This is a genomic window from Aeromonas rivuli (assembly GCF_020149575.1).
Taxonomy (GTDB): domain Bacteria; phylum Pseudomonadota; class Gammaproteobacteria; order Enterobacterales; family Aeromonadaceae; genus Aeromonas; species Aeromonas rivuli.
Genome location: NZ_CP079742.1, coordinates 1,374,685 through 1,394,912 on the forward strand (window position 1 = coordinate 1,374,685; position 20,228 = coordinate 1,394,912).

At 59.0% G+C, this 20,228-nt stretch carries 16 protein-coding genes; 6 read left to right on the forward strand and 10 right to left on the reverse strand.

Going from position 1 to position 20,228, the window contains the following annotated elements; all coding sequences use genetic code 11:
* Positions 1–17: 17 nt before the first annotated feature.
* From pykF to KYK33_RS06575, 6 genes are all read right to left on the reverse strand, one after another.
* Positions 18–1,430: a pyruvate kinase PykF gene (pykF, locus tag KYK33_RS06550; RefSeq protein ID WP_263480023.1), complete on the reverse strand. Its 1,413-nt coding sequence runs from the start codon at positions 1,428–1,430 to the stop codon at positions 18–20.
* Between the two features lie 307 nt (positions 1,431–1,737).
* Complete coding sequence (locus tag KYK33_RS06555; protein WP_224432447.1) at positions 1,738–2,949, reverse strand: transporter; 1,212 nt, start codon at positions 2,947–2,949, stop codon at positions 1,738–1,740.
* An 80-nt stretch (positions 2,950–3,029) separates the two neighbouring features.
* Positions 3,030–3,689 carry a hypothetical protein gene (locus tag KYK33_RS06560; RefSeq protein WP_224432448.1) on the reverse strand — a complete coding sequence of 220 codons (660 nt, stop codon included), beginning with the start codon at positions 3,687–3,689 and terminating at the stop codon, positions 3,030–3,032.
* 7 nt (positions 3,690–3,696) lie between these two features.
* Positions 3,697–4,374 (reverse strand): C39 family peptidase, encoded by a 678-nt coding sequence (locus KYK33_RS06565; RefSeq protein WP_042040366.1) that lies wholly within the window; start codon positions 4,372–4,374, stop codon positions 3,697–3,699.
* Between the two features lie 53 nt (positions 4,375–4,427).
* Complete coding sequence (locus KYK33_RS06570; protein ID WP_224432449.1) at positions 4,428–5,531, reverse strand: hypothetical protein; 1,104 nt, start codon at positions 5,529–5,531, stop codon at positions 4,428–4,430.
* 127 nt (positions 5,532–5,658) lie between these two features.
* Complete coding sequence (locus KYK33_RS06575; RefSeq protein ID WP_224432450.1) at positions 5,659–6,240, reverse strand: hypothetical protein; 582 nt, start codon at positions 6,238–6,240, stop codon at positions 5,659–5,661.
* Between the two features lie 366 nt (positions 6,241–6,606).
* Here KYK33_RS06575 and KYK33_RS06580 point away from each other — a divergent pair, with 366 nt between their 5' ends.
* Together KYK33_RS06580 and KYK33_RS06585 are read left to right on the forward strand one after the other, a co-directional pair.
* Positions 6,607–7,908 carry a sigma-54 dependent transcriptional regulator gene (locus KYK33_RS06580; protein ID WP_224432451.1) on the forward strand — a complete coding sequence of 434 codons (1,302 nt, stop codon included), beginning with the start codon at positions 6,607–6,609 and terminating at the stop codon, positions 7,906–7,908.
* A 98-nt stretch (positions 7,909–8,006) separates the two neighbouring features.
* Positions 8,007–8,195, forward strand: a complete 189-nt coding sequence (locus KYK33_RS06585; RefSeq protein WP_224432452.1) for a hypothetical protein — start codon at positions 8,007–8,009, stop codon at positions 8,193–8,195.
* A gap of 105 nt (positions 8,196–8,300) precedes the next feature.
* Here KYK33_RS06585 and ggt read toward each other — a convergent pair whose 3' ends face one another.
* Entirely contained in the window at positions 8,301–10,082 is a 1,782-nt protein-coding gene (ggt, locus tag KYK33_RS06590; protein WP_224432453.1) for a gamma-glutamyltransferase, read from the reverse strand.
* 136 nt (positions 10,083–10,218) lie between these two features.
* On the opposite strand from ggt, the gene KYK33_RS06595 reads away from it, so the two are divergent.
* A complete protein-coding gene (locus KYK33_RS06595) occupies positions 10,219–10,815 on the forward strand; it encodes a GDSL-type esterase/lipase family protein (protein WP_224432454.1) in 597 nt (198 codons plus the stop codon).
* Positions 10,816–10,921: 106 nt separating this feature from the next.
* On the opposite strand, the gene rdgC is transcribed toward KYK33_RS06595, so the two are convergent.
* Complete coding sequence (rdgC, locus tag KYK33_RS06600; protein ID WP_042040372.1) at positions 10,922–11,833, reverse strand: recombination-associated protein RdgC; 912 nt, start codon at positions 11,831–11,833, stop codon at positions 10,922–10,924.
* A gap of 180 nt (positions 11,834–12,013) precedes the next feature.
* Here rdgC and KYK33_RS06605 point away from each other — a divergent pair, with 180 nt between their 5' ends.
* From KYK33_RS06605 to KYK33_RS06615, 3 genes are all read left to right on the forward strand, one after another.
* Positions 12,014–12,442: an N-acetyltransferase gene (locus tag KYK33_RS06605; RefSeq protein WP_224432455.1), complete on the forward strand. Its 429-nt coding sequence runs from the start codon at positions 12,014–12,016 to the stop codon at positions 12,440–12,442.
* A 114-nt stretch (positions 12,443–12,556) separates the two neighbouring features.
* Positions 12,557–13,783 (forward strand): exonuclease SbcCD subunit D C-terminal domain-containing protein, encoded by a 1,227-nt coding sequence (locus KYK33_RS06610; RefSeq protein WP_224432456.1) that lies wholly within the window; start codon positions 12,557–12,559, stop codon positions 13,781–13,783.
* Positions 13,780–17,532 (forward strand): AAA family ATPase, encoded by a 3,753-nt coding sequence (locus KYK33_RS06615; protein ID WP_224432457.1) that lies wholly within the window; start codon positions 13,780–13,782, stop codon positions 17,530–17,532. Before KYK33_RS06610 ends, KYK33_RS06615 begins: the two co-directional genes overlap by 4 nt.
* Positions 17,533–17,917: 385 nt before the next feature.
* On the opposite strand, the gene crr is transcribed toward KYK33_RS06615, so the two are convergent.
* Both crr and ptsI read right to left on the reverse strand, forming a co-directional pair.
* Positions 17,918–18,427 (reverse strand): PTS glucose transporter subunit IIA, encoded by a 510-nt coding sequence (gene crr, locus KYK33_RS06620; RefSeq protein ID WP_005906805.1) that lies wholly within the window; start codon positions 18,425–18,427, stop codon positions 17,918–17,920.
* A 43-nt stretch (positions 18,428–18,470) separates the two neighbouring features.
* Positions 18,471–20,198, reverse strand: coding sequence for a phosphoenolpyruvate-protein phosphotransferase PtsI (gene ptsI, locus KYK33_RS06625; RefSeq protein ID WP_042040377.1), 1,728 nt, complete (start codon positions 20,196–20,198; stop codon positions 18,471–18,473).
* Positions 20,199–20,228: the final 30 nt, after the last annotated feature.

Here is a 20,228-nt window from a genome sequence, read left to right on the forward strand (position 1 = left end):
CATCGGTTCAGCACGGATTAGAGTACGTGAACGGAGGCAGTGTTGGTGGTACCGCTCGGTACCAGGGCACCGGAGACCATGACAACAATGTCACCCTTCAGACCCATGCCGCTTTGCAGCGCCGCGTCTTTGCCGATGCGATAGAAATCGTCGGTAGAGGCGATGCTGTCAACCACATGAGCCACCACGCCTTTGGTCAGCACCAGCTGGGCAGCGGTTTTCTTGTTGGTGGTGATGGCCAGGATCCAGGCTGTCGGGAAGTACTTGCGAATGGCCTTGGCAGACTTGCCGCCTTCGGTCGCGACCACGATCAGCGGGGCATCCAGCTTCTGGGAGGTCTCGACAGCGCCTTTGCAGACGGCTTCGGTGATGCGCAGCTTGTTGCTGTCATTGGCAGCAGACAGGTTGGACGGCATCACGGCATCGGTACGTTCGCAGATGGTGGCCATGATGGTCACGGCTTCCAGCGGGTACTTGCCCTTGGCAGACTCACCGGACAGCATGACGGCATCGGTACCGTCCAGGATGGCGTTCGCCACGTCACCGGCTTCGGCGCGGGTCGGACGCGGGTTCTTGATCATGGAGTCGAGCATCTGGGTCGCGGTGATAACGACTTTGCGAGCCTTGTTGCACTTGGTGATGATCATCTTCTGGGCGAAGATCACTTCTTCAACCGGGATCTCGACACCCATGTCACCACGGGCGACCATGATGCCGTCGGAGACAGCCAGGATCTCGTCGAAGTTGTCCAGGCCTTCCTGGTTTTCGATCTTGGAGATGATCTGGATGTTCTCGCCACCGTGGGCTTTCAGGTGCTCACGGATTTCCAGCACGTCTTCTTGCTTGCGGATGAAAGATGCAGCAACGAAATCAACGCCTTGCTCACAACCGAAGATGAGGTCGCGCTTGTCTTTCTCGGCCAGGGCCGGCAGCTTGATGGAGACACCCGGCAGGTTGACACCCTTGTTCTCACCCAGGTCGCCGTTGTTGAGCACCTTGCAGATGACTTCACGCTCGGTGATTTCGATAACATCCATGCCGATCAAGCCATCGTCAACCAGGATACGGTTGCCGACGCGCAGGTCGTTGGCAAAACCGGCATAGGTCACGGCGACCTTGTCCTGATTGCCAACTACGGTCTGATCGATCGTGAAGGTGAAGGTCTGGCCGGCGACCAGAGAGACATCGTTGCCACCTTCCAGCTTCATGGTACGGATTTCCGGACCCTTGGTGTCGAGCAGGATAGCGGCTTGCTGTCCGGTTTCTGCCATGACTTCGCGCAAGTTGTTGATGCGGCCGCCGTGTTCGGCGTAGTCACCGTGAGAGAAGTTCAGGCGCATGACGTTCATGCCGGCATCCAGCATCTTGGCCAGCATTTCTTTGGATTCGGTCTTGGGACCTATGGTGCAGACGATTTTGGTCTTTTTCATGTCAGTCTTCATGGTTAAGGAGTTTCCGCCGAGTAATATACACCAGTTTCTGGATACTTTTTATGATCCAGAAACAACGTTTTGAGCCAAAAATGCCTCATTTTGCGCGATAACGTTTTCGTAGCCATAAGATTTTAGGGCCTAAAATAATGGCGTTTTTGGGGTCTAGCCCATACATGACAGATGCGTCACGGATCTGGCTGATGGGGAGTATGTAGTTAAATGACTAGCTGGCCCGACCTCTCCCCAGGCCGGCGAAAGCGTACTTTCCCCGGCCTGGGTGGGTGCGACAACCTCGATGTTGGTGCTAGAAACGATAGGGGAAACGTATCCCTATGTTGTAATCAGGAGCATCAGTAGTCAGCCCTGCCGACCAGTTGACGGCCATGGAGAGCTTGTCTGTCATGGCCCAGGTCGCCCCCATGCCAAAGCTGGCGGCATTGGCATCCGAGCCTGTGACTTTCTCCATGGGGAAGCCTTCGGCGCCTTGCTCGGATTCCAGGGTGATGCGTTGGTTGATGTTGAATGAGAGGCTGAAACGCTCGTTAAGGGCAAAGGCAACCCCCAGACCATATTCGTACCAGTCACCAATCTGTATGCTGCCGGGCTGATCGCCAGGCAGATAGGAGACATCGTCAAAGTCGCCTTTGAGGCTATGGCCATAGTTCAGGTTGGCAAACAAGATGGCAGGATCCAGGGTTCTGACCACGGAGAAGCCGGTAGAGAGTTGCCATAGACCGTTACCTGTGGCGAGCTCTTTGGGGGTGATCAGGTTGCCAGATTCCGATGTATCCACTCCTATGCCATAGGGATCTCGGCCGGTCGGTGCCTTGGCCCGTATGTTCCAGACCAGATCCGGCCAATTTTCATCCTCCGCCAGCACCCGATAGTAGACAGCCATGCTCAGATCGCCCAAGCCGCCGTCCGTGACACTCTGCTCTTCGAAATCGCGGCTGGAATTCTCCTTGCCCGTGGTCTGGTAGTTGGTGCTGCGCAGCATGTAGGGTACAGCCAGCTCCAGCTGCCAGCGATCGTTGAGGGTATAACGAGTGACGAGATCGGCGACCCATTGATCGGAACGTACCCGATCGAGATTGATCTCGCCGAGGAAGATGGCATCGAGGGCAAGGAAACCACGCAGGGCCAGGTCTTTGCGGTTGTAATGCTGATAGGAGAGCCCGAAGTCCAGCACCCAGGCACGATCGAACACATTATGCTGCTCGATCATCAAGTCTTCCGTGCTGCGCCCCGCCTCCGGGGTACGGCGAGTCGCTTCATTTTGGGGGGCTGATGCGGTGGCGGCCGTACCAGCCACGGCCCCCGTGGCGGCGGCTGTGCCCGCTGTCTTGCTGGTTTTCACGGCCTCCAGACGCGCTTGTAGCTGATGAAGTGCCTGATTTTGCTGGATAAGTTGTTGGCGTAGCAGATCGAGTTGCTGTTGCAGTGCCTCTTCTTCCGCACTGGCCGCCCAGCAGCTGAGCGGTGCCAGTGCAATCAACACCATGGCAGACTGTTTCATCGGATCCATCCTTGTTGTTTATTGTCTTTGTATCAGCGCCATCCAATGGAGCAGAATCAATCAGCAAGGGTTTACTTACTTTAACGGGAGAGCCAGATCCGGGTCTGATTGAGTGCCCGTAAACCATCTCCTCTGACTCGATTAAGCTGCAATAAGCCCCGGCTGAAGTTGTCTCCTCGCAGACTCTGTTCCAGTTGAACGTGTCCATCGGCCGAGTTTAGTTGCAGTCCCGCATAATTGCCCGAGACCCGGTAGCTAGCCGTACCAAGAGATCCCTGACTTTCATAATTGCCAGTGTTTACGCTCTGGCCCGTCACCGGTGGCGCTGTCAAGGTGATGCCGGTCTGGTTGACCGAGCTATTACCACTGCCTTGAAGCTGCACCACTTGAACCAGACCCGAGCCATTGATGTTGCTGGCGGCAGGCGCGGACACAGCCGCTTTTGCATCATTTTTGATGCGGATGTCGAGATTGGGGTGATTCTGGATGACGCTCAGGGTCAGATTCATGGCTGCCGTCTGCTGCGCCTGGGCCGTGGTCAGGGTCGAGATAAATTCGATCCCGAAATAGCGGATCCCCTGAGGCCCGGCGTAACGACCGCGCAGATTGGCGAGTTCACTGTCGCCAAGCTCCGGGGCGAAGTGCTCCGACAGGTTGGCCAGTGGATCCGAGGCTGCCAGCGCAGGGCCGGTCATGCCTGCAAACAAGCAGGCAAGCCAAACGGAATGTAGGTTGCTCATAACTGCCTCACATTAGCTCCCTGTGCTGAAAACCAAACTCCAGCAGGGAGGTCTCGTTGATGGGCGCAAACAGGCCATCTTTCCCTCGCACTGACAGAGGGGGGGATGGATTGGCCAGGGGAGCGTCCGGACGATATCCGGATCCAATCACCGCCAGCAGGATCCCGTTCCAGCTCTTCTTGAACTCATCAAACGAGATAATGCGATTTCCCAGGGCGGGATCGGCCAGATAGACGCGATCTTGTCGATCAATGGCGCGCAGTACGGCGAAGTGCTGATAGCCACGAATATTGAGTAACACTATGGTCGGCACTCTCACCTGGCGCAGCTTCTCGTCACCAAGTCGATAGCCCCTGACCCGCATGCCGAGCATTTGCAGATACTGCTTCATGTCGAGCATGGAAAATCCATAACGCTGTACCAAAGCCGGATCGGCCATGGCCATCATGCCATCCATGACCCAGCGTTCATTGGTCACCTGGCCGTAGGAGTAACGCAATATGGTTGCCACGGCAGCGGCGCCGCAGCTGAAATCCGTATGTTGACGCTCGATATTGGCGAAGCGCCGTTCCATGATGCTCTGCACCGGCTTGTTGAAGTCGCCAAGGGCCGGGAGATGTTCCCCTATGGGCAGATTGGCCGCCCAGGCACCCTGACAGAGACACAAGATTAGTAGCCAGCGCATCGTCTCCTCCTCGCGTGTAAAAAAGGGGGCTTGAAGCCCCCTGTGCAGACTGATTACTTGGCGAAACCTGCGGCCAGCGAGAGGTTGTTCGCTTGCAGATTGTTGGTGCCAGATGCCACGTTCACCCCAATGTTGCCCACGGCGCCATTGAAGGCCCCACCATTGATGTTGGCGTGGTTGAAGGTCTCACGACTGGTGTAGGTGTTGACCACAGGAATGTAGCCAGACACAGAACCGCTCAGCTTGATATCACCCTCTTCCTCGAACTCGAACTTGCCAGGGTTTTTCTTGTTATCGTTATCGAAGTCGATATGACCAAGCTGTTTTTGTGCCCCGGGGTTGTGATCCCCGTCTATCCATACTTCCGGATAGACATCATTGGACTGCTTGCTATCGCCCTCATAGCTGCCATGAGCGTTGAGCTTCAGGTAAACAGGGTTGTAGGCCACTGTTTTGGTTGCACTCAGGCTGGTGTTGGAGGTGGCGTTGTGGGATACGTTCTGGCTATTGGCGACTGTGGCCACGGCCATGTTGCCAGTGGAGACAGTGGCAGCCATGTTATTGGCCTGGACGTTACCCGAGCCGGAAACCACGTTCACCCCGATATTGCCTGCCGCGTCTTTGAAGGCGCCATCGCCGATGCCAGATTTGTTCTGATGACCCATGTTGGTGGTCAGGTTATGACCGGCACTCTGATCGGAGAAGATCTCTGCATCAGATGATCCACCGGCAGAACCGCTTTGGCCCGGGTAACCACGACCCATGACGAACTCGGCGTCAGCTGAATCGTAGGCTGCAAGGGAGGCGCTGTTGCCCTGCACGTTGGAGTCACCGGCGGCCACGTTGGCGCCGACGTTACCTGCCGCCCCTTTGAAGGCGTTATCGATCTGGCTCTTGTTTTCGGTTCTGTAGTTGGAGGTGCCAATCATAGAGCTGGATTGCTGGTTATCCACCACGGCCATACCCAGCTTGTTGACATTGATGGATCCGCCGACGTTGACCCGTCCTTCATATTCAACATCCACTTCAACCTTGACCTTCTTGGTCAGGGTGGCGCCCGTTTCGTCCCTGTCACCGCCTCTTTCATTGGCGAATGCGGTACCCGACATGGCCATGACGACCGCGGCGGCTAATGAGCTGTATATAAGTCCACGCATAATGAGTCTCTCCATTGAGCTTGCCATGGGGGCCTCACCTGTGACTCCTGTATCCGCGTTCCGATCTATAGATTGAGCATCGGGCATGGCGGTGAAGTGTCAGGTTTAACCTCCTGTCCCTGCGGCATCAAGGCGATGCCGTTACTGCACCGGTCAAAGGCAGGGAAACCATGTTTACCGCTTGATTCCCTTGTCCCGTGACCTGATTAACCTGAATGACTCCCTTGCTTCCTGCGAGGGCGTTGCCATCCAGATAAATACTGCTTGTCGTATTCGCCGGTACCTTGCCTGTGGGCAATGTCGCGACGCTGGTACTGAGATTGATATCGGTCACCGTGCCTACCCCAGTGTCATCCCCAAGGGATAGTGCAAAAGCGTTTACCTGTTGATTGGCTTCCCCTGCTCCTTGGTTGATGCCAATGAGCCCCTTGCTTTGGTTCAGTGCGGAGTCGTAAATGGCAACGCGCTGGTTTCCATTGAGGGCAGAGATAGCCTGGGTTTGCTGACTAAACTGGATGATGGCAGGACCCGAGATTGCGATGGCGGCAAGATTCCCTTGTTGGTTATTGTTGCCGGACACCATATTCACCCCCATGCTTCCTCTGATATTACTCAGAGCCTGCTGGCCTAAATTGACCTGGTTTTCAGCTCTGGTTGGGGCTGTGAATAGCAATAAAATATAAGCAGCCAATGCAATATATGTTTTCACTCTTTCTCTCCATGCTACAAGAGGGGCGAAAGAGGTAAAGCAATGCTTGTGCCATTATTTAAGTTATTGTTTTTAAAATAATAAATTATTGTTGGCTGTGTCATTTAATCTCACCAGTGAGATATGGTCTTTTTTATAATGAATAAGCTTTTGTTTATTTTGGAATTTATTCTTTCTCATCATTAAATCTCGAGTCTCATTATTGTTGTGTCATTAATCTATATCCGGGATAGGTTATAGTTATCCCGTCTTAGTTCATTGAGACGGTGTCGTTTGATATCAAGTTTTTTATTTCTACCTGCATGCCGATAACAAGGTGGTCGCAGGCTAGCGTCGCAGTCGGCACGGACGACAGGAGGTTTCAACATGTCGGAAGAAGCACTGCTGGTTATCAATCCATGTGCTGTGTTGGAGACGTTGCTTGCTCAGGGGGAGTGGCGTTTATCTCGGGCCCACTCGTTGAGCGTAGCGGAAGAGAAGTTGCGTCATGGTGACTTTCCCTTGGTGCTGGTGGCTATTGATCCGCTACAAAATGAAGCTCTGCGCGCGCTCATTACCCAACATCCCAATCGCCTCTGGATAGGGCTGGTCGATAGAGAGCTATTGGCCTGTGAGAAGTTGCGTAATCTGCTGGCTGCCTGTTTCCATGATTTCCATACTTTTCCTCTTGATGCCGCCCGTTTGTGCCACAGCCTGGGTCATGCCCTGGGAATGGCACGGCTCATCGAGTGCCAACGTCCACCATTACCGGCCAAGATGCGGATCATCCAGGGGAAAAGTGAGCCGATTGTTCAGCTCAAAGCACAGATTGCCAGACTGCAACACTGCCGGTTACCCGTGTTGGTGACAGGGCCAAGTGGTACGGGCAAGGAGCTGGTGGCGCGTGAGTTGCACTACGGTACCTTCGGGGAGGAGGGGCCTTTTGTGGCGGTCAACTGTGGCGCCATGCCTCACCAGTTGATCCAGTCCGAGCTGTTCGGTCATGTGAAGGGCGCGTTCACAGGGGCTCAGGCCCACAAGATAGGCAAGATAGAGGCGGCTGATGGTGGCACCCTGTTTCTCGATGAGATTGGCGAGCTGCCGCTGGAGGATCAAGTCACTCTGCTGCGCTTCTTGCAGGAGCAGTGTATCGAGATGGTCGGCAGTCACGCCTCGCGCAGTGTCGATGTCAGGGTGATAGCCGCGACCAATATAGATGTAGAGCAGGCGGTTGCGCAGGGGCGTTTTCGTGAGGACCTCTACTATCGGCTGAATGTCGTGCGCCTGAGAACCCCAGCGTTGCGGGACCGCAGAGATGATGTGCAGCTGCTCGCCAACGAGGTATTGGCCGAAATGAAGGGAACTAGGTCGCTGACATTTTCCCATCAGGCGCGTCAAGCCATGCAGGCTTATGGTTGGCCCGGCAACGTGCGTGAGTTGCACAACAGGGTGCAGCGTGCCGCTGTCATGTGTACAGGCCCCTTGATAGAGGCGCAGGATCTGGAGTTGTCAAATTCTGAGTCTTTGCTGTTTGATGGATCACTCAAGGCGGTGCGTGAGGCGGCCGAGCGCCAGGTTTTGCAGCAAACGCTCGCCCGTTTTCCCGATCGCCTTGAGGAGGTTGCCCGCCAGCTTGCCATCTCTCGGGCAACCCTCTATCGCCTGCTGGATAAGCACGACCTGTTGTAACACTGCCGTCACAGGGAAGAGGCATCATCATGAGGTAACCTTGGGGGTGTGCTGCAACAGGCGCCCCAATCAGAATAAGCGTCATACAGGAGCCTCCCATGGCCTGGTATCTTGCTAGCCTGTTTGTCTTGTTGTTGACCCTGCCCTGGTGGCCGCTGCCCAATTGGTCCGTGGCGCCCGTCCCCCAAGGGGATGTGCAGCCCGCTGCCCTGGAGCGTATCGAGCGCCAGCACTGGCTGCTGGCCCAGACAACCGCCCCGGCCGCATTGACCGCCAGCAACCCCTGAGGTCTTTGATTTCCCGATAAACAGCGAGGCCACCCTTTGGGTGGCCTCGTTGGTATGGGCACCTTGCTAGCCTGCATGATGCATGGATGGGGTCATGATCCTAGGTCACTCACCCTTGGCTATCCCTTCCCGGCGCGGATCGGCGGCGCCAAACCAGCCCAGGTCATTGCGCTCTACCCCCTGCAATCCGGAGGTTTGCTCGTTCAGCACCACCTCATGACCCCGGGTCCGCAGTGCATCGACCACAAACTGAGGGGTACGTCCCTGCTCCAGCTCGGTGGGGCCATTGCGGCTGCCGAAGTTGGGCAGATTGATGGCCTGCTGCAAGTTGAGCCCCCAGTCCTGAGTGCCGAGCAGCGTCTTGCCCACATAGTTGATGATGGCCGAGCCACCCGGGGAACCCAGGCTCATCTCCAGTTGTTTGCTCTTTTTATCAAAGACCAGCAAGGGCGACATGGAGGATCGTGGCCGCTTGCCTGGCTCGACCCGGTTGGCGACCGGCAGTCCGGCGGCGTCCACCGAGGTGAAGGAGAAATCAGTCAGCTCGTTGTTGAGCAGATAACCATTCACCATCAACCTTGAGCCAAAGCCGTCTTCGATGGAACTGGTCATGGAGACGGCCATGCCTTGTTCATCGACGATGGAGATGTGGCTGGTGGAGGGCAACTCCGGGGTCGCATCCAGGCCACGGGCAATGGCCATGGGCGGTGTGCCGGGTTTGGCCATGCCCATAGACTTGTCGCTGATAAGTGCTCCACGTTGCGCCAGGTAGCCCTTGTCCAGCATGCCAGCCACCGGCACGCTGACAAAATCCATGTCTGCCACATATTGGTTGCGATCGGCGAAGGCGAGGCGCGCCGCTTCGCTATAGAGGTGAATGGCTTGCGGACTGGCGCTCAGTTGGCCATCGGCGCCCTGCACGGGTTTGAGGGCTGCCATGTCACGGCTCTCCAGCATGCCGAAGATCTGTCCCAGCGCCAGGGTGCCGGAGGAGGGGGTCGGGAAGCCACAGACTTCACTCTGGCGATAATCGAAGCAGAGACCCTCCCTGAGCTTGGCCTGGTAGCTGGCGAGATCGCTTGCCGCCAGCACCCCCGGGTTATCCGGGTGCTGATGCACCTTGGCGACCATGGCGTCGGCGAGCGGACCGCGATAGAAGGCGTCGGGCCCCTCACTGGCCAGGGTGCGCAATACCTTGGCCAGGGCCGGGTTGGTGAGCCGGGTCCCCACAGGCTTGGGTGTGCCATCGGCCTGATAGAAGTAGGCGCGGGCCTCCTTGTCCCTGGCAAGATAGGGCTCCTTGGCCAGCAGGGTGCCCAGTCGTGGACTGATGGCAAACCCTTGCTCTGCGAGGGTGATGGCTGGCTCGAACAGGCTGGCCCAGGGCAGCTTGCCATACTGCTGATGGGCCAGGGCCAGCGCGCGTACCGTGCCGGGTACCCCGACCGAGCGTCCACCGACGACCCCCTCATAGAAGGCCATCGGCTTGCCATCCTTCATAAACAGCTGGTCGGTGGCGGCCGCTGGCGCCGTCTCCCGGCCATCCACGGCGCTGACTCGTTGGCCGTCCCAGACCAGCATGAGGGAGCCACCCCCTATGCCGGAGGATTGCGGCTCGACCAGGGTCAGCACCAACTGTACGGCGATGGCGGCATCCACCGCCGAACCACCGGCCTTGATCACCTGATAACCGGCATCCACCGCCAGCGGGTTGGCGGCGGCGACCATGAAGGATTTGCCTTGCCAGCCCTGTTTGTCGGTCCAGCCACTGGCAGCCTCGGGGGCGAGCAGGGTCTGGGGAGGCACTGAATAATGGAAGGCTTCCTGAGAGGCGCAACCGGCGAGCAGGCCGAGGGTGACCAGCAGGCTGAGGGGTTTGAGGAACATGACACTCTCCTTGTCTGTTTTTCCTACAGGGATAAAGAATGTGGCACAATCGAGGCTCTATGGAAAGTTTGTCTTTATACTCAAGTGGTTACAAATCTATCAATGAACCAGGGTGGCGGTGGTCAGGGAGGAGAGGATGAGAAGAGGCGTGATAGGGCTGCTCTGCTTGCTGTTGGCCGGTTGTGGTGAGCCCCAGTTCAGACCCCTGGCGGCCGGGGAAACCATACTGGCCTTTGGGGACAGTCTGACCGAGGGGCGGGGGGCGAGTCCCTCGCAGAGCTACCCCAGTGTGCTGGCGAGTCTCAGTGGCCGCCCCGTCATCAATGCCGGGGTGTCGGGGGAGCTGAGCCAAGCGGGCCGAGCGCGGTTACCGGCCCTGTTGGTCAAGCACAGGCCGGGCCTGGTGATCCTGCTGGAGGGGGGTAATGACATCTTGCGAAACAGTGGCGAACCCGCGCTCAAGGCCAATCTCGCCGCCATGATAGAGGCGGTGCAGGGCAGCGGTGCCCAGCTACTGCTGGTGGCGGTGCCGCGCAAGTCGTTGTTGAGCGACGGCGCTCCCCTCTATGGCGAGCTGGCGGAACATTACCAGCTGGTGCTGGACGACAGCAGCATAGGTGAACTGCTGCGCAGTCCGGGTCTCAAGTCCGATACGGTGCACCTCAATGACGAAGGATACAGGGTGCTGGCCGAACGGCTCCATGGCTTGTTGCAGGATCGCGGCGCCCTCTGAATGGGCTCGGTTGCCAGGCGCTGCCGATTTCATGGACAAAAAAACCGCCCGAGGGCGGTTTTTCATCATCTGGTCGAGGGTTTGCGACAGATACTGGCAAGTGCGCTCAGATGGACTGCTCTTCACCACCTAGCACCGCGAACAGCGCCGGGATGAACTGGGCCAGCTCGGCGGTCACCAGGGCGAAGTCGGCATCCAGACGAGCGGCCGGATCCTCGCTGGTCACATCGTCGTTCTGCTCGCGCAGCTCCTCGCTGAACTTGAGGCGCTTGATGGAGAGATCGTCCCCCAGCACGAAGCTCAGGGTCTCGCCCCAGTTCAGGGCCAGCTTGGTCACCAGCTTGTCGTTGGCGAGGTGATTCTTGATCTCGTCAGTCATCAGATCCTGCTGCTTGCAGCGGATGATGCCACCATGTTCCATGGCGCTGCGCAGCTCTGCTTCATCTTCCAGGGTGAAGGGAGCGGGCAGGTTCCCCTCGCTGAGCCACTCGGTCATGGTGATTTCGGGCGGATTCTTGAGGGCCACTGGCACCACCGGCAGGGTGCCGATGCTCTTGCGCAGCAGGGCCAGCAGATCGTCAGCCTTCTTGGCGGAGCCTGCATCGACCACCATCAGGTTGTCGGCCGGGTTTATCCAGGCGAAGGTCTGGCTGGTGCGGCTGAAGGCGCGCGGCAGCAGGGTATGCATTATCTCCTCTTTCAGCGCCTCCTTCTCTTTCTTCTTCAGGGCGCGGCCCTGCTCGAATTCGATCGCTTCCACCTTCTCGGCCAGCATCTCCTTGACCACGTTGCCGGGCAACATCTTCTCTTCTTTGCGGGCGCAAAGGAGGATGTGGCCAGCGGCCGAGTGGGTCAGGGTGGCGCCGAACTTGCCGAGGGGCTTGACCCAACCGAACCGGGAGATGTCCTGGCTGCCACAGGGGGTAAAGGCACAGGCCTCAAGCTGGGTCTCCAGCTCGTCGACACTCAGCTCGAAGGGGCGGGTAAAGCGATAAATCTGCAGGTTTTTAAACCACATGGCGTCCTCGGTCGTAAAGATTGTCCGGCGGGCATTGTACTGCAAAGCGGCGCTTTGTGATCGACCAATCACTCCGGTGAGAAAAATCGGACGGCGCTCACAGGCCAGGGTGCTGGCCGAGCAAGGGGCAGTCGAGGTCTCCTAGACTGCCAGAGTTGGCTGACGGATAAGGATGAAGAGATGCTCAGAGCGAGTCGGGCGCAGGACATGGATGCCATTATGGACATCTGGTTGCTGGCTTCCCTGCAGTCCCACGATTTTGTCGATGCTTCCGTCTGGTGGCAGGCTCAGGAACTGCTGCGCAGCCGTTACCTGACCCGGGCCGAGGTGTGGGTCTATGAAGACGATGGCCAGCTGCAGGGATTCATCGCCCTGGTCGACGATTATCTGGCCGCTCTGTTTGTGCGCCCGGATAGCCAGGGGCGGGGCATAGGCCATGCCTTGCTGCAAAATGCCAAGACCCAGGTCACCAGCCTGCATGCCAGGGTCTTCACCGAGAACGATCCTGCGGTGCGCTTCTACCGCCAGCATGGCTTCGTCATCGATGGCGAGGAGCCGGATCCCCTGACCGGTCATGGCCAATACCGGATGCACTGGTTCGGGGCTTGAGCCGTTTTTCTTTATGGCACCCTTGAGTCCCACCCTTGCCGAACAGGCATGGGCTAAGGCACCATGACGTCAATATGGGCGCCTGACGCCTTCGCTTAATTGAGCCGCAACGCCATGAAAATCCTGCATACCGCCGATTGGCATCTGGGCCATCAGCTCCATGGCCATGAGCGCCGTTTCGAGCATGATGCCTTCCTCGACTGGTTGGCCGATACCATCAAGACGCGGCAGATAGATGCCCTGCTGGTGGCCGGGGATCTGTTCGATACCGCCAATCCCCCCGCCAGTGCCTGGCAGCAGCTGTATGGCTTTCTGGCAAGATTGCGCGCCGATATGCCCAGGCTCAACCTGGTGCTGGTCGGTGGCAACCATGACTCCCCCTCCAAGCTGGATGCCCCCCATGAGTTGCTGCGGGCCTTCAACTTGCATCTGGTGGGCAGCATCAGTCGGGATGAGGGTGGGCAACTGGAAACTGACCGCCTGCTGGTACCACTGCATGACAGGGAGGGCAAGGTGGCCGCCTGGTGCGCCGCCGTGCCCTTCTTGCGCAGCAGCGACCTCAGACCCGAGGCCTTGGGGGAGGGGCAGGACAGGCTGATCGAAGGGGTGCGCCAGATCTATGATGAGCTGCTGGCCGAGGGGCGGGCCCGCTGCGAGCCCGAGCAGGCCCTGATCGCCATGGGCCATGCCTATCTGGCCGCGGGTCAGCTCTCCGAACTGTCCGAGCGGCGGGTGCTGGGTGGCAATCAGCATGCCCTGCCTGCCGACATCTTTGCCGGTGCCGATTACACGGCGCTCGGTCACTTGCATCTGGCCCAGCGTCTGGCCCCCGGCGTGCACTACAGCGGCTCGCCGCTGCCCCTCTCTCTCAATGAGGCCAACTATCGTCATCAGGTGCTGGAAGTCACGCTGGAGGGCGGCAAACTGGTGGCGGTCGATCCCATATTGGTGCCACGCAGCGTCGAGATGATACGGCTGCCCGAGAGCGAATTGCATGTCGCTCTGGAGGCGATCGCGGCGCTGGACTTGGCCGATGTCCCTGCGCAGGCGCAGCCATTCCTTGAGGTGAGGCTGTTGCTGCCCAAGCCCGAGGCGCGCATTCGTGAGCGGATCCTCGCGGTCCTAGCAGGCAAGCCGGTGCGACTGGCCCGGATCAGCACCCGCTATCAGGGTTCAGGACAGGGGCTGGCCGATGGCGGCCAGCGTCGGCGTCTGGACGATATTGCCCCCCAGGAGGTGTTCACCCTCTGTTATCAACGGCAGTTCGAAGGGGAACCGAGCGAGGCACTGCTCGCCTCCTTTGACGAGATCCTGACCCAGGTCAGAGAGGCCAAGTCATGAAAATTTTATCCCTTGCCGGGGAGAACCTGGCCAGTCTGACTCAGGCTTTTCACATCGATTTTGACAAGGATGCCCTGGGCGCTGCCGGTCTGTTTGCCATCACCGGCAATACCGGGGCGGGCAAGAGCACCCTGCTCGATGCCATCTGTCTGGCGCTCTATGACGAGATGCCGCGCTTTGTCGCCAACCGTAAAAATGTGGCCGAAGTCGGTCGCCAGGATGATGAAGAGAAGCTCAAGGCCAATGACGTGCGCGGCATCTTGAGTCGCGGCCATGCCAGCGGTTTTGCCGAAGTGCGCTTTCGCGGCTGCGATGGCCGGGTCTATCTCGCCCGCTGGGCGGTGCGCCGGGCCCGCAACCGGGCTGAGGGACGTTTCCAGGCCCAGGAGCGATCCTTGACGGATCTGGTCAGCGGTCAACTCTTCTCTGGCAGCAAGCGTGAGCTGCAAGAGCGGATCGACGAGTTGGTTGGGCTCTCCTGGGAGCAGTTCCGCCGCGCAGTCATCCTGCCACAGGGGGAGTTTGCCGCCTTCCTCAAGTCCGATGCCAACGAACGCTCCGCCTTGCTCGAGCGCATGACCGGCACCGAGCTCTACTCAGCCATCTCGGTACAGACCTATGAGCGGGCCCGGGCCGAGCAGCAGATGCTGGCGACGCTGAGGGAGCGGCTTGGCGACATAGCGCTGATGGACGAGGCAACGCGCACGCAGTGGGCCGCGCAGCAGCAGAGTCTCTCCGCCAGCCTCACGCTCGCCCAGCAAGAGCGCCAGCTGTTGCAGGATTTGCGCGATCTCAACGATCGTATCGCCGCCCTGCGCCAAGCCTGTCTGGAGGGGGAGGCCTCACTGGCGGATGCCGAGGTGGCTCATGCTCAGGCGGCGCCCGAGCGAGAGGCGTTTGGCCGCGCCGAACAGGCTCAGGTGGCCCGCGCCGACCACGACGAGCTAGCCCGTCTCGATCTGGAGGCGCAGCAGCAGGAGCGGCTCATCGACCAACTGAGGCCCGAGCTCGAACGGGCCGAGCAGGCGCAGCAGCAAGCCGCCCAGCTCGAACAGCAGCTTATTACGCAAAGAGCGGCCGCCGAGCGGGAGTGGGGGGCGTTGCAGCCCGAACTCAAGCGGGCGCAAGATCTTGATACCCGTATCCGGGAGAAGACCAGCCAGTTGCAGGAGATCCAGCAGCAGGGCAAGCCGGCGCGCGAGCAGCAACTCAAGCTGCAGCAGGAGTGGCAGCAACAAAACGAGCAGAAGCAATCCCTCGAGACGCGCCGTCAGCAGCGAGCGAACTGGCTCGAGGAACGCAAGGGGATGGCCCCCTTGGCCCGTCAGTGGCAGCCCTTGCTGGCCGCCATGCAAGACTGGGCCGAGAGCCGGGGGCAGTTGCAGCGCGTGATCCAGCGTCGTGCCCAGGGAAGCGAGACGCTGCTCGATCTCAATGCCCGCCTGGAGCAGGGACAGCAGGAGCGCGATCGCGGGCAACAGGAGTGCGCGGCCTTGCAACGGCAGCACGATGAGTTGCAGGCTCAGGAGTGGGACGCTCAGGTCGCCGGGGCGCAGGAGTTGCGCCAATCCCGGACCGAGCAGTTGGGGCAAGTGCGCGCATTGTTGGCGCTGACGCAAGAGGGCCGCCACCACAGCGAACAGCAGGCGCGGCTGCAGCAAGAGATGAACCTGCTCGAGCAGCAACTGGCGCGGCTGGCCGCGCAACATGGGGAGCGGGAACCCGAGCTGGCACGGCTCGTCATCCAGCGTGATGAGGCGCGCCATGCCCTGGAGCAGGCCCGTGCCGTGGTCAGTTTCGATCAGCATCGCCATGTGCTTCAAGATGGTATTCCGTGCCCGCTCTGTGGCTCAGAGACTCACCCTTACCGCCAGAGTCAGCCTCAGGCCGCGGGTATCCTGGCCCAGCAGAGCGAACGGGTTCACCAGCTGGATCTCGAATGTGAGCGGCTCAACCGTCAGCATCTGCAAGGGGAGGTCGAGTGCGCCGAACTGACCCGTCAGCTGGCCGCGCACCAACAACATCATCCCGAGCTGGCCGCGAGAGCCGCACAGCTCAATCAACGCTGGGGAGAGCTGGGAGGGCGCAAGCTGCTGGGGCACGACCTGCCGACTAACCCCAGTCCAACTGAATGGGGCGAGTGGCAGACGCAACTGCTGACCCAGGAGAAGGCTCTGGCGCTGAGCCTGGCGACTGGCCTGGCGCAGTTGCAACAGGCCCAGCGGGAGCAGCAGCGACTGGCGGAGCTGCGGGATCAGCTGACCAGACTCAATGTTCGTCAACAGCAGTGTGAACAGCAGCTGCACGAAGCCGAGCGCCAGAAGATAGCGTTGGAGGGCGAGCTGAAGGCGTTGGCCGAACAGGAGAGCGCCCTGGCACAGCGACTGGTGCAGGGGGAGGCGCGGCTCGATCAGCAGATGGGCGCCGAGCCCTGGCGCCAATGGGCGGAGGCGGCGCGTTGGCAGGAGTGGCAACAGACTTGCGAGGCCTATTTGCAGGGCCAGAGCGAGTGGGAACAACTGGGCAATGAGCTTGCCAGCCTGACCCCCATCCTCAGTGCACAGGCGGTGCGGGTGCAGAGTCAGAACGATCTGCTGCACAAGCTGACGCTTGACTATAAAGAGGGCGATCAACAACGCCAGGTGTTGCTGGCCAGCCGCGAGGCGTGCCTCGATGGTCGCGCCATCGCCGTGGTGGAAAGTGAGTGGCAGCAGCGATTGCAACAGGGGGTCACTCAGCTCGAGGAGGCGATGGCTGCCCTGCATGCCTCAAGGGAGCGTCAGACCGAGCTCAAGACCCGGTTGACCCATCTCGAGCAGGACAGGCAGCTGAGTCGCCAGCGGCAGCGTGAGGTGCAGGGGCGCTGGTCAGCTCGGGCCAGCGCGTTGGGCATCCCGGAAGATGATCTGCGCCAGCTGCTGGCCATCACGCTGGATGAGCTAAAGGCTCGCCGTATCGCCTTGCAGCGCCTGGACGATGCCCTGGCCGAGGCACGTACCCGGCTCGGCGAACGCCAGCGGGCACAGGCTCAGGAAGAGGCGAAGCTGGCGCGCTATCGCGTGCATCATGGGGAGTTGGCGGCGCTGAGTGCCGAAGCCCTTAGCCAGCGGCTTGCCGAATGTGAGACCCGCTGCCGCGAGCTCGATGAGCAGCTGTTTGAGTGCCGCAGTCAACTTGCCCAGGCCGAGGTGGCTCGCCAGAAGGCGGGTGAGCTGCAGGCGGCGTTACAGCATCAGCAGGGGGTGGCGGATCATTGGCAACAGCTGTCGGATCTCATCGGCCAGGCCAATGGTGCCAAGTTCCGTACCTTCGCCCAGAGTCTGACCCTGGAGCGCTTGCTGCTCGAGGCCAACGCCCAGCTGAGCGACTTGTCACCACGTTATCGGCTGGAGCGGGTACCGGGTACCGATCTGGCGCTGCAGGTGGTCGACCTCGACATGGGAGATGAGGTGCGTTCGGTCGACTCCCTCTCAGGCGGCGAGAGCTTCCTGGTCTCCCTGGCTCTGGCCCTGGCGCTCTCCAGCCTCTCCTCCAAGCAGACCCAGATAGAGTCGCTGTTTATCGACGAGGGGTTCGGTACCCTGGATCCGGACAGCCTGGACCTGGCCCTGGCCAGTCTGGACTCCCTGCAGGCGGCGGGGCGCCAGATCGGCGTCATCTCCCATGTCCAGACTCTGGTTGAGCGCATCGGGGTACAGATCCGCATCGAGGCCCTGGGTGGGGGAGAGAGCCGGGTAGTCTTGCCCTGAATGGTTGCCAGCCGCGACGACTGCTGGATCAGCATGGCGTAGTGGAAGTGGAAGTGGAAGTGGAAGTGGAAGTGGAAGTGGAAGTGGAAGTGGAAGTGGAAGTGGAAGTGGAAGTGGAAGTGGAAGTGGAAGTGGAAGTGGAAGTGGAAGTGGAAGTGGAAGTGGAAGTGGAAGTGGAAGTGGAACCGTGGAGCAATGCGCCGGTTTGCCATCAGGGATACCAAACTGGCGGAGCGGCTCCCACAGGCTGGCATCCGTGCTGTCTGGGGGGACGGTGGGAAGTCGAGGAGCCATGTCGAGTGCTCGCCTGGTTGCGGGTTTGGCGAACAGATATAAAAAAACCGACGCCTTGGCGTCGGTTTTCATCGTCAGGCCTGGGCCAGACTTATTTCTTGATGCGGATCACCGGGGTCTCACCGACGGTCACGGCACCAGTCATCTTGATCAGCTCTTTGATCTCATCCATGTTGGAGATGACAACCGGCGTCAGAGTAGACTTGGCTTTCTCTTCCAGCAGGGCCAGATCGAACTCGATGATGGTGTCGCCGCGTTTGACCTTTTGGCCTTCCTGGGCGATACGAGTGAAGCCTTCGCCTTTCAGTTCAACGGTATCGATACCGAAGTGAACGAACAGCTCGATACCAGTGTCAGACTCCAGCGAGAATGCATGGTTGGTCTCGAAGATCTTGCCGATGGTGCCGTCGCAAGGGGCAACCATCTTGTTACCGGCTGGCTTGATGGCGATGCCGTCACCAACGATCTTCTCGGCGAATACTACGTCAGGCACGTCTTCGATGGGGACGATCTCGCCAGACAGGGGGGCAAAGATTTCGATGCCGCCGGTGTCAGAGCTGTCATCGGAAACTAGCTTCTTCAGTTTATCGAACAGACCCATAGTAAAAGCTCCTAAAGATGATTATCGCTGTTTGCAGCCGATCTTAGCAGACTGCTTTCTGCTTTATAAAGTTATCTACACAGGCTTCGATTTCGGCGGCGGTGGCATAGCTCAATGCTTGATCTGCCATGGCCTTCACATCTTCGAAGTTAGTGTTGCGAATGAGCTTCTTGATGCGCGGTACAGAGATGGCGCTCATGGAGAATTCATCCAGACCCATACCCAGCAGCAGCAGGGTGGCGCGTTCGTCACCAGCCAGTTCACCACACATGCCAGTCCACTTGCCTTCGGCGTGGGATGCATCGATCACCATCTTGATCAGCGTCAGGACGGAAGGTGACAGCGGGTTGTACATGGCGGAAATCATTTCGTTACCACGGTCGACAGCCAGGGTGTACTGGGTCAAGTCGTTGGTGCCGATACTGAAGAAGTCCACTTCCTTGGCCAGATGATGAGCCATCACGGCGGCGGCTGGGGTCTCAATCATGATACCCACTTCGATGGATTCATCAAAGGCTTTACCGTCGGCACGCAGTTCGGCTTTGAGCTGTTCCACGGTGGCTTTGAGGCTGCGGAACTCTTCAACCGAGATGATCATCGGGAACATGATGCGCAGTTTGCCGAAGGCAGAGGCACGCAAGATGGCCTTCAGTTGAGCGTGCATGATCTCTTCGCGATCGAAGAAAATGCGGATGGCACGCCAGCCCAGGAAGGGGTTCATCTCTTTCGGGAAATTCATGTATGGCAGTTCTTTGTCGCCGCCAATGTCCATGGTACGGACGATGATCGGCTGATCCGGCATGGCCTCTGCCACTTCTTTGTAGGCCTTGAACTGCTCGTCTTCGGTCGGCAGCGCATCGCGATCCATGAACAGGAACTCGGTGCGGTACAGACCGACGCCCTCGGCGCCATTGCGGATGGCACCCTCGGTATCCTTGACGGTACCTATGTTGGCGCAGACTTCGACCTGATGACCATCAAGGGTGATGGCGGGCAAGTCTTTGAGCTTGGCCAGCTCATCTTTCTCGGCCTGGAACTGGGCCTGGAACTTCTTGGCGTCGCTCAGCTGCTCCGGGCTCGGATTGATGATGACCTGGTTATTGATGGCATCCAGCACCAGCATGTCGCCATTGTTGACGCGACGGGTGATGTCATTGGTGCCCACGATGGCCGGCAGCTCGAGGGAGCGGGCCATGATGGAGGTGTGAGAGGTACGGCCACCGATGTCGGTGACAAAACCCAGCACATATTTCAAATTGATCTGGGCAGTTTCAGACGGGGTCAGGTCGTTGGCGACCAGGATCACCTCTTCGTCTATGGTGCTCAGGTTGACCACGGCGATGCCCAGTGCGTTCTTCACCAGACGGGTGCCGATGTCACGGAAATCGGTGGCGCGCTCACGCAGATAGGGGTCATCCAGGTCGGCCATCATCTTCGCATATTGCTCGATGACCTCAAAGATGGCCTTGTCAGCATGGGCCTTGTTGTCCTTGATGAAGGATCTGATATCCCCTTCCAGCTCCTCATCTTCGAGCAGCATGATGTGGCCTTCGAAGATGGCCTCTTTTTCCTCACCGAAGGTGCGACCGGCCATCTCTTTGATGGCTTCCAGCTGGGTAGCTGACTTGGTGCGAGCCTCGAGGAAGCGGTTGATTTCGGTATCTATCTGTTCGGCAGAAATCTTGCTCTGATTGATAACGATTTCATCTTCTTTGAGAAGAAGCGCCTTGCCGAATGCGATGCCGGGGGACGCAGGAATGCCAGATATCATAATCCTTCCTATTAAAACGACTGTGGGGGA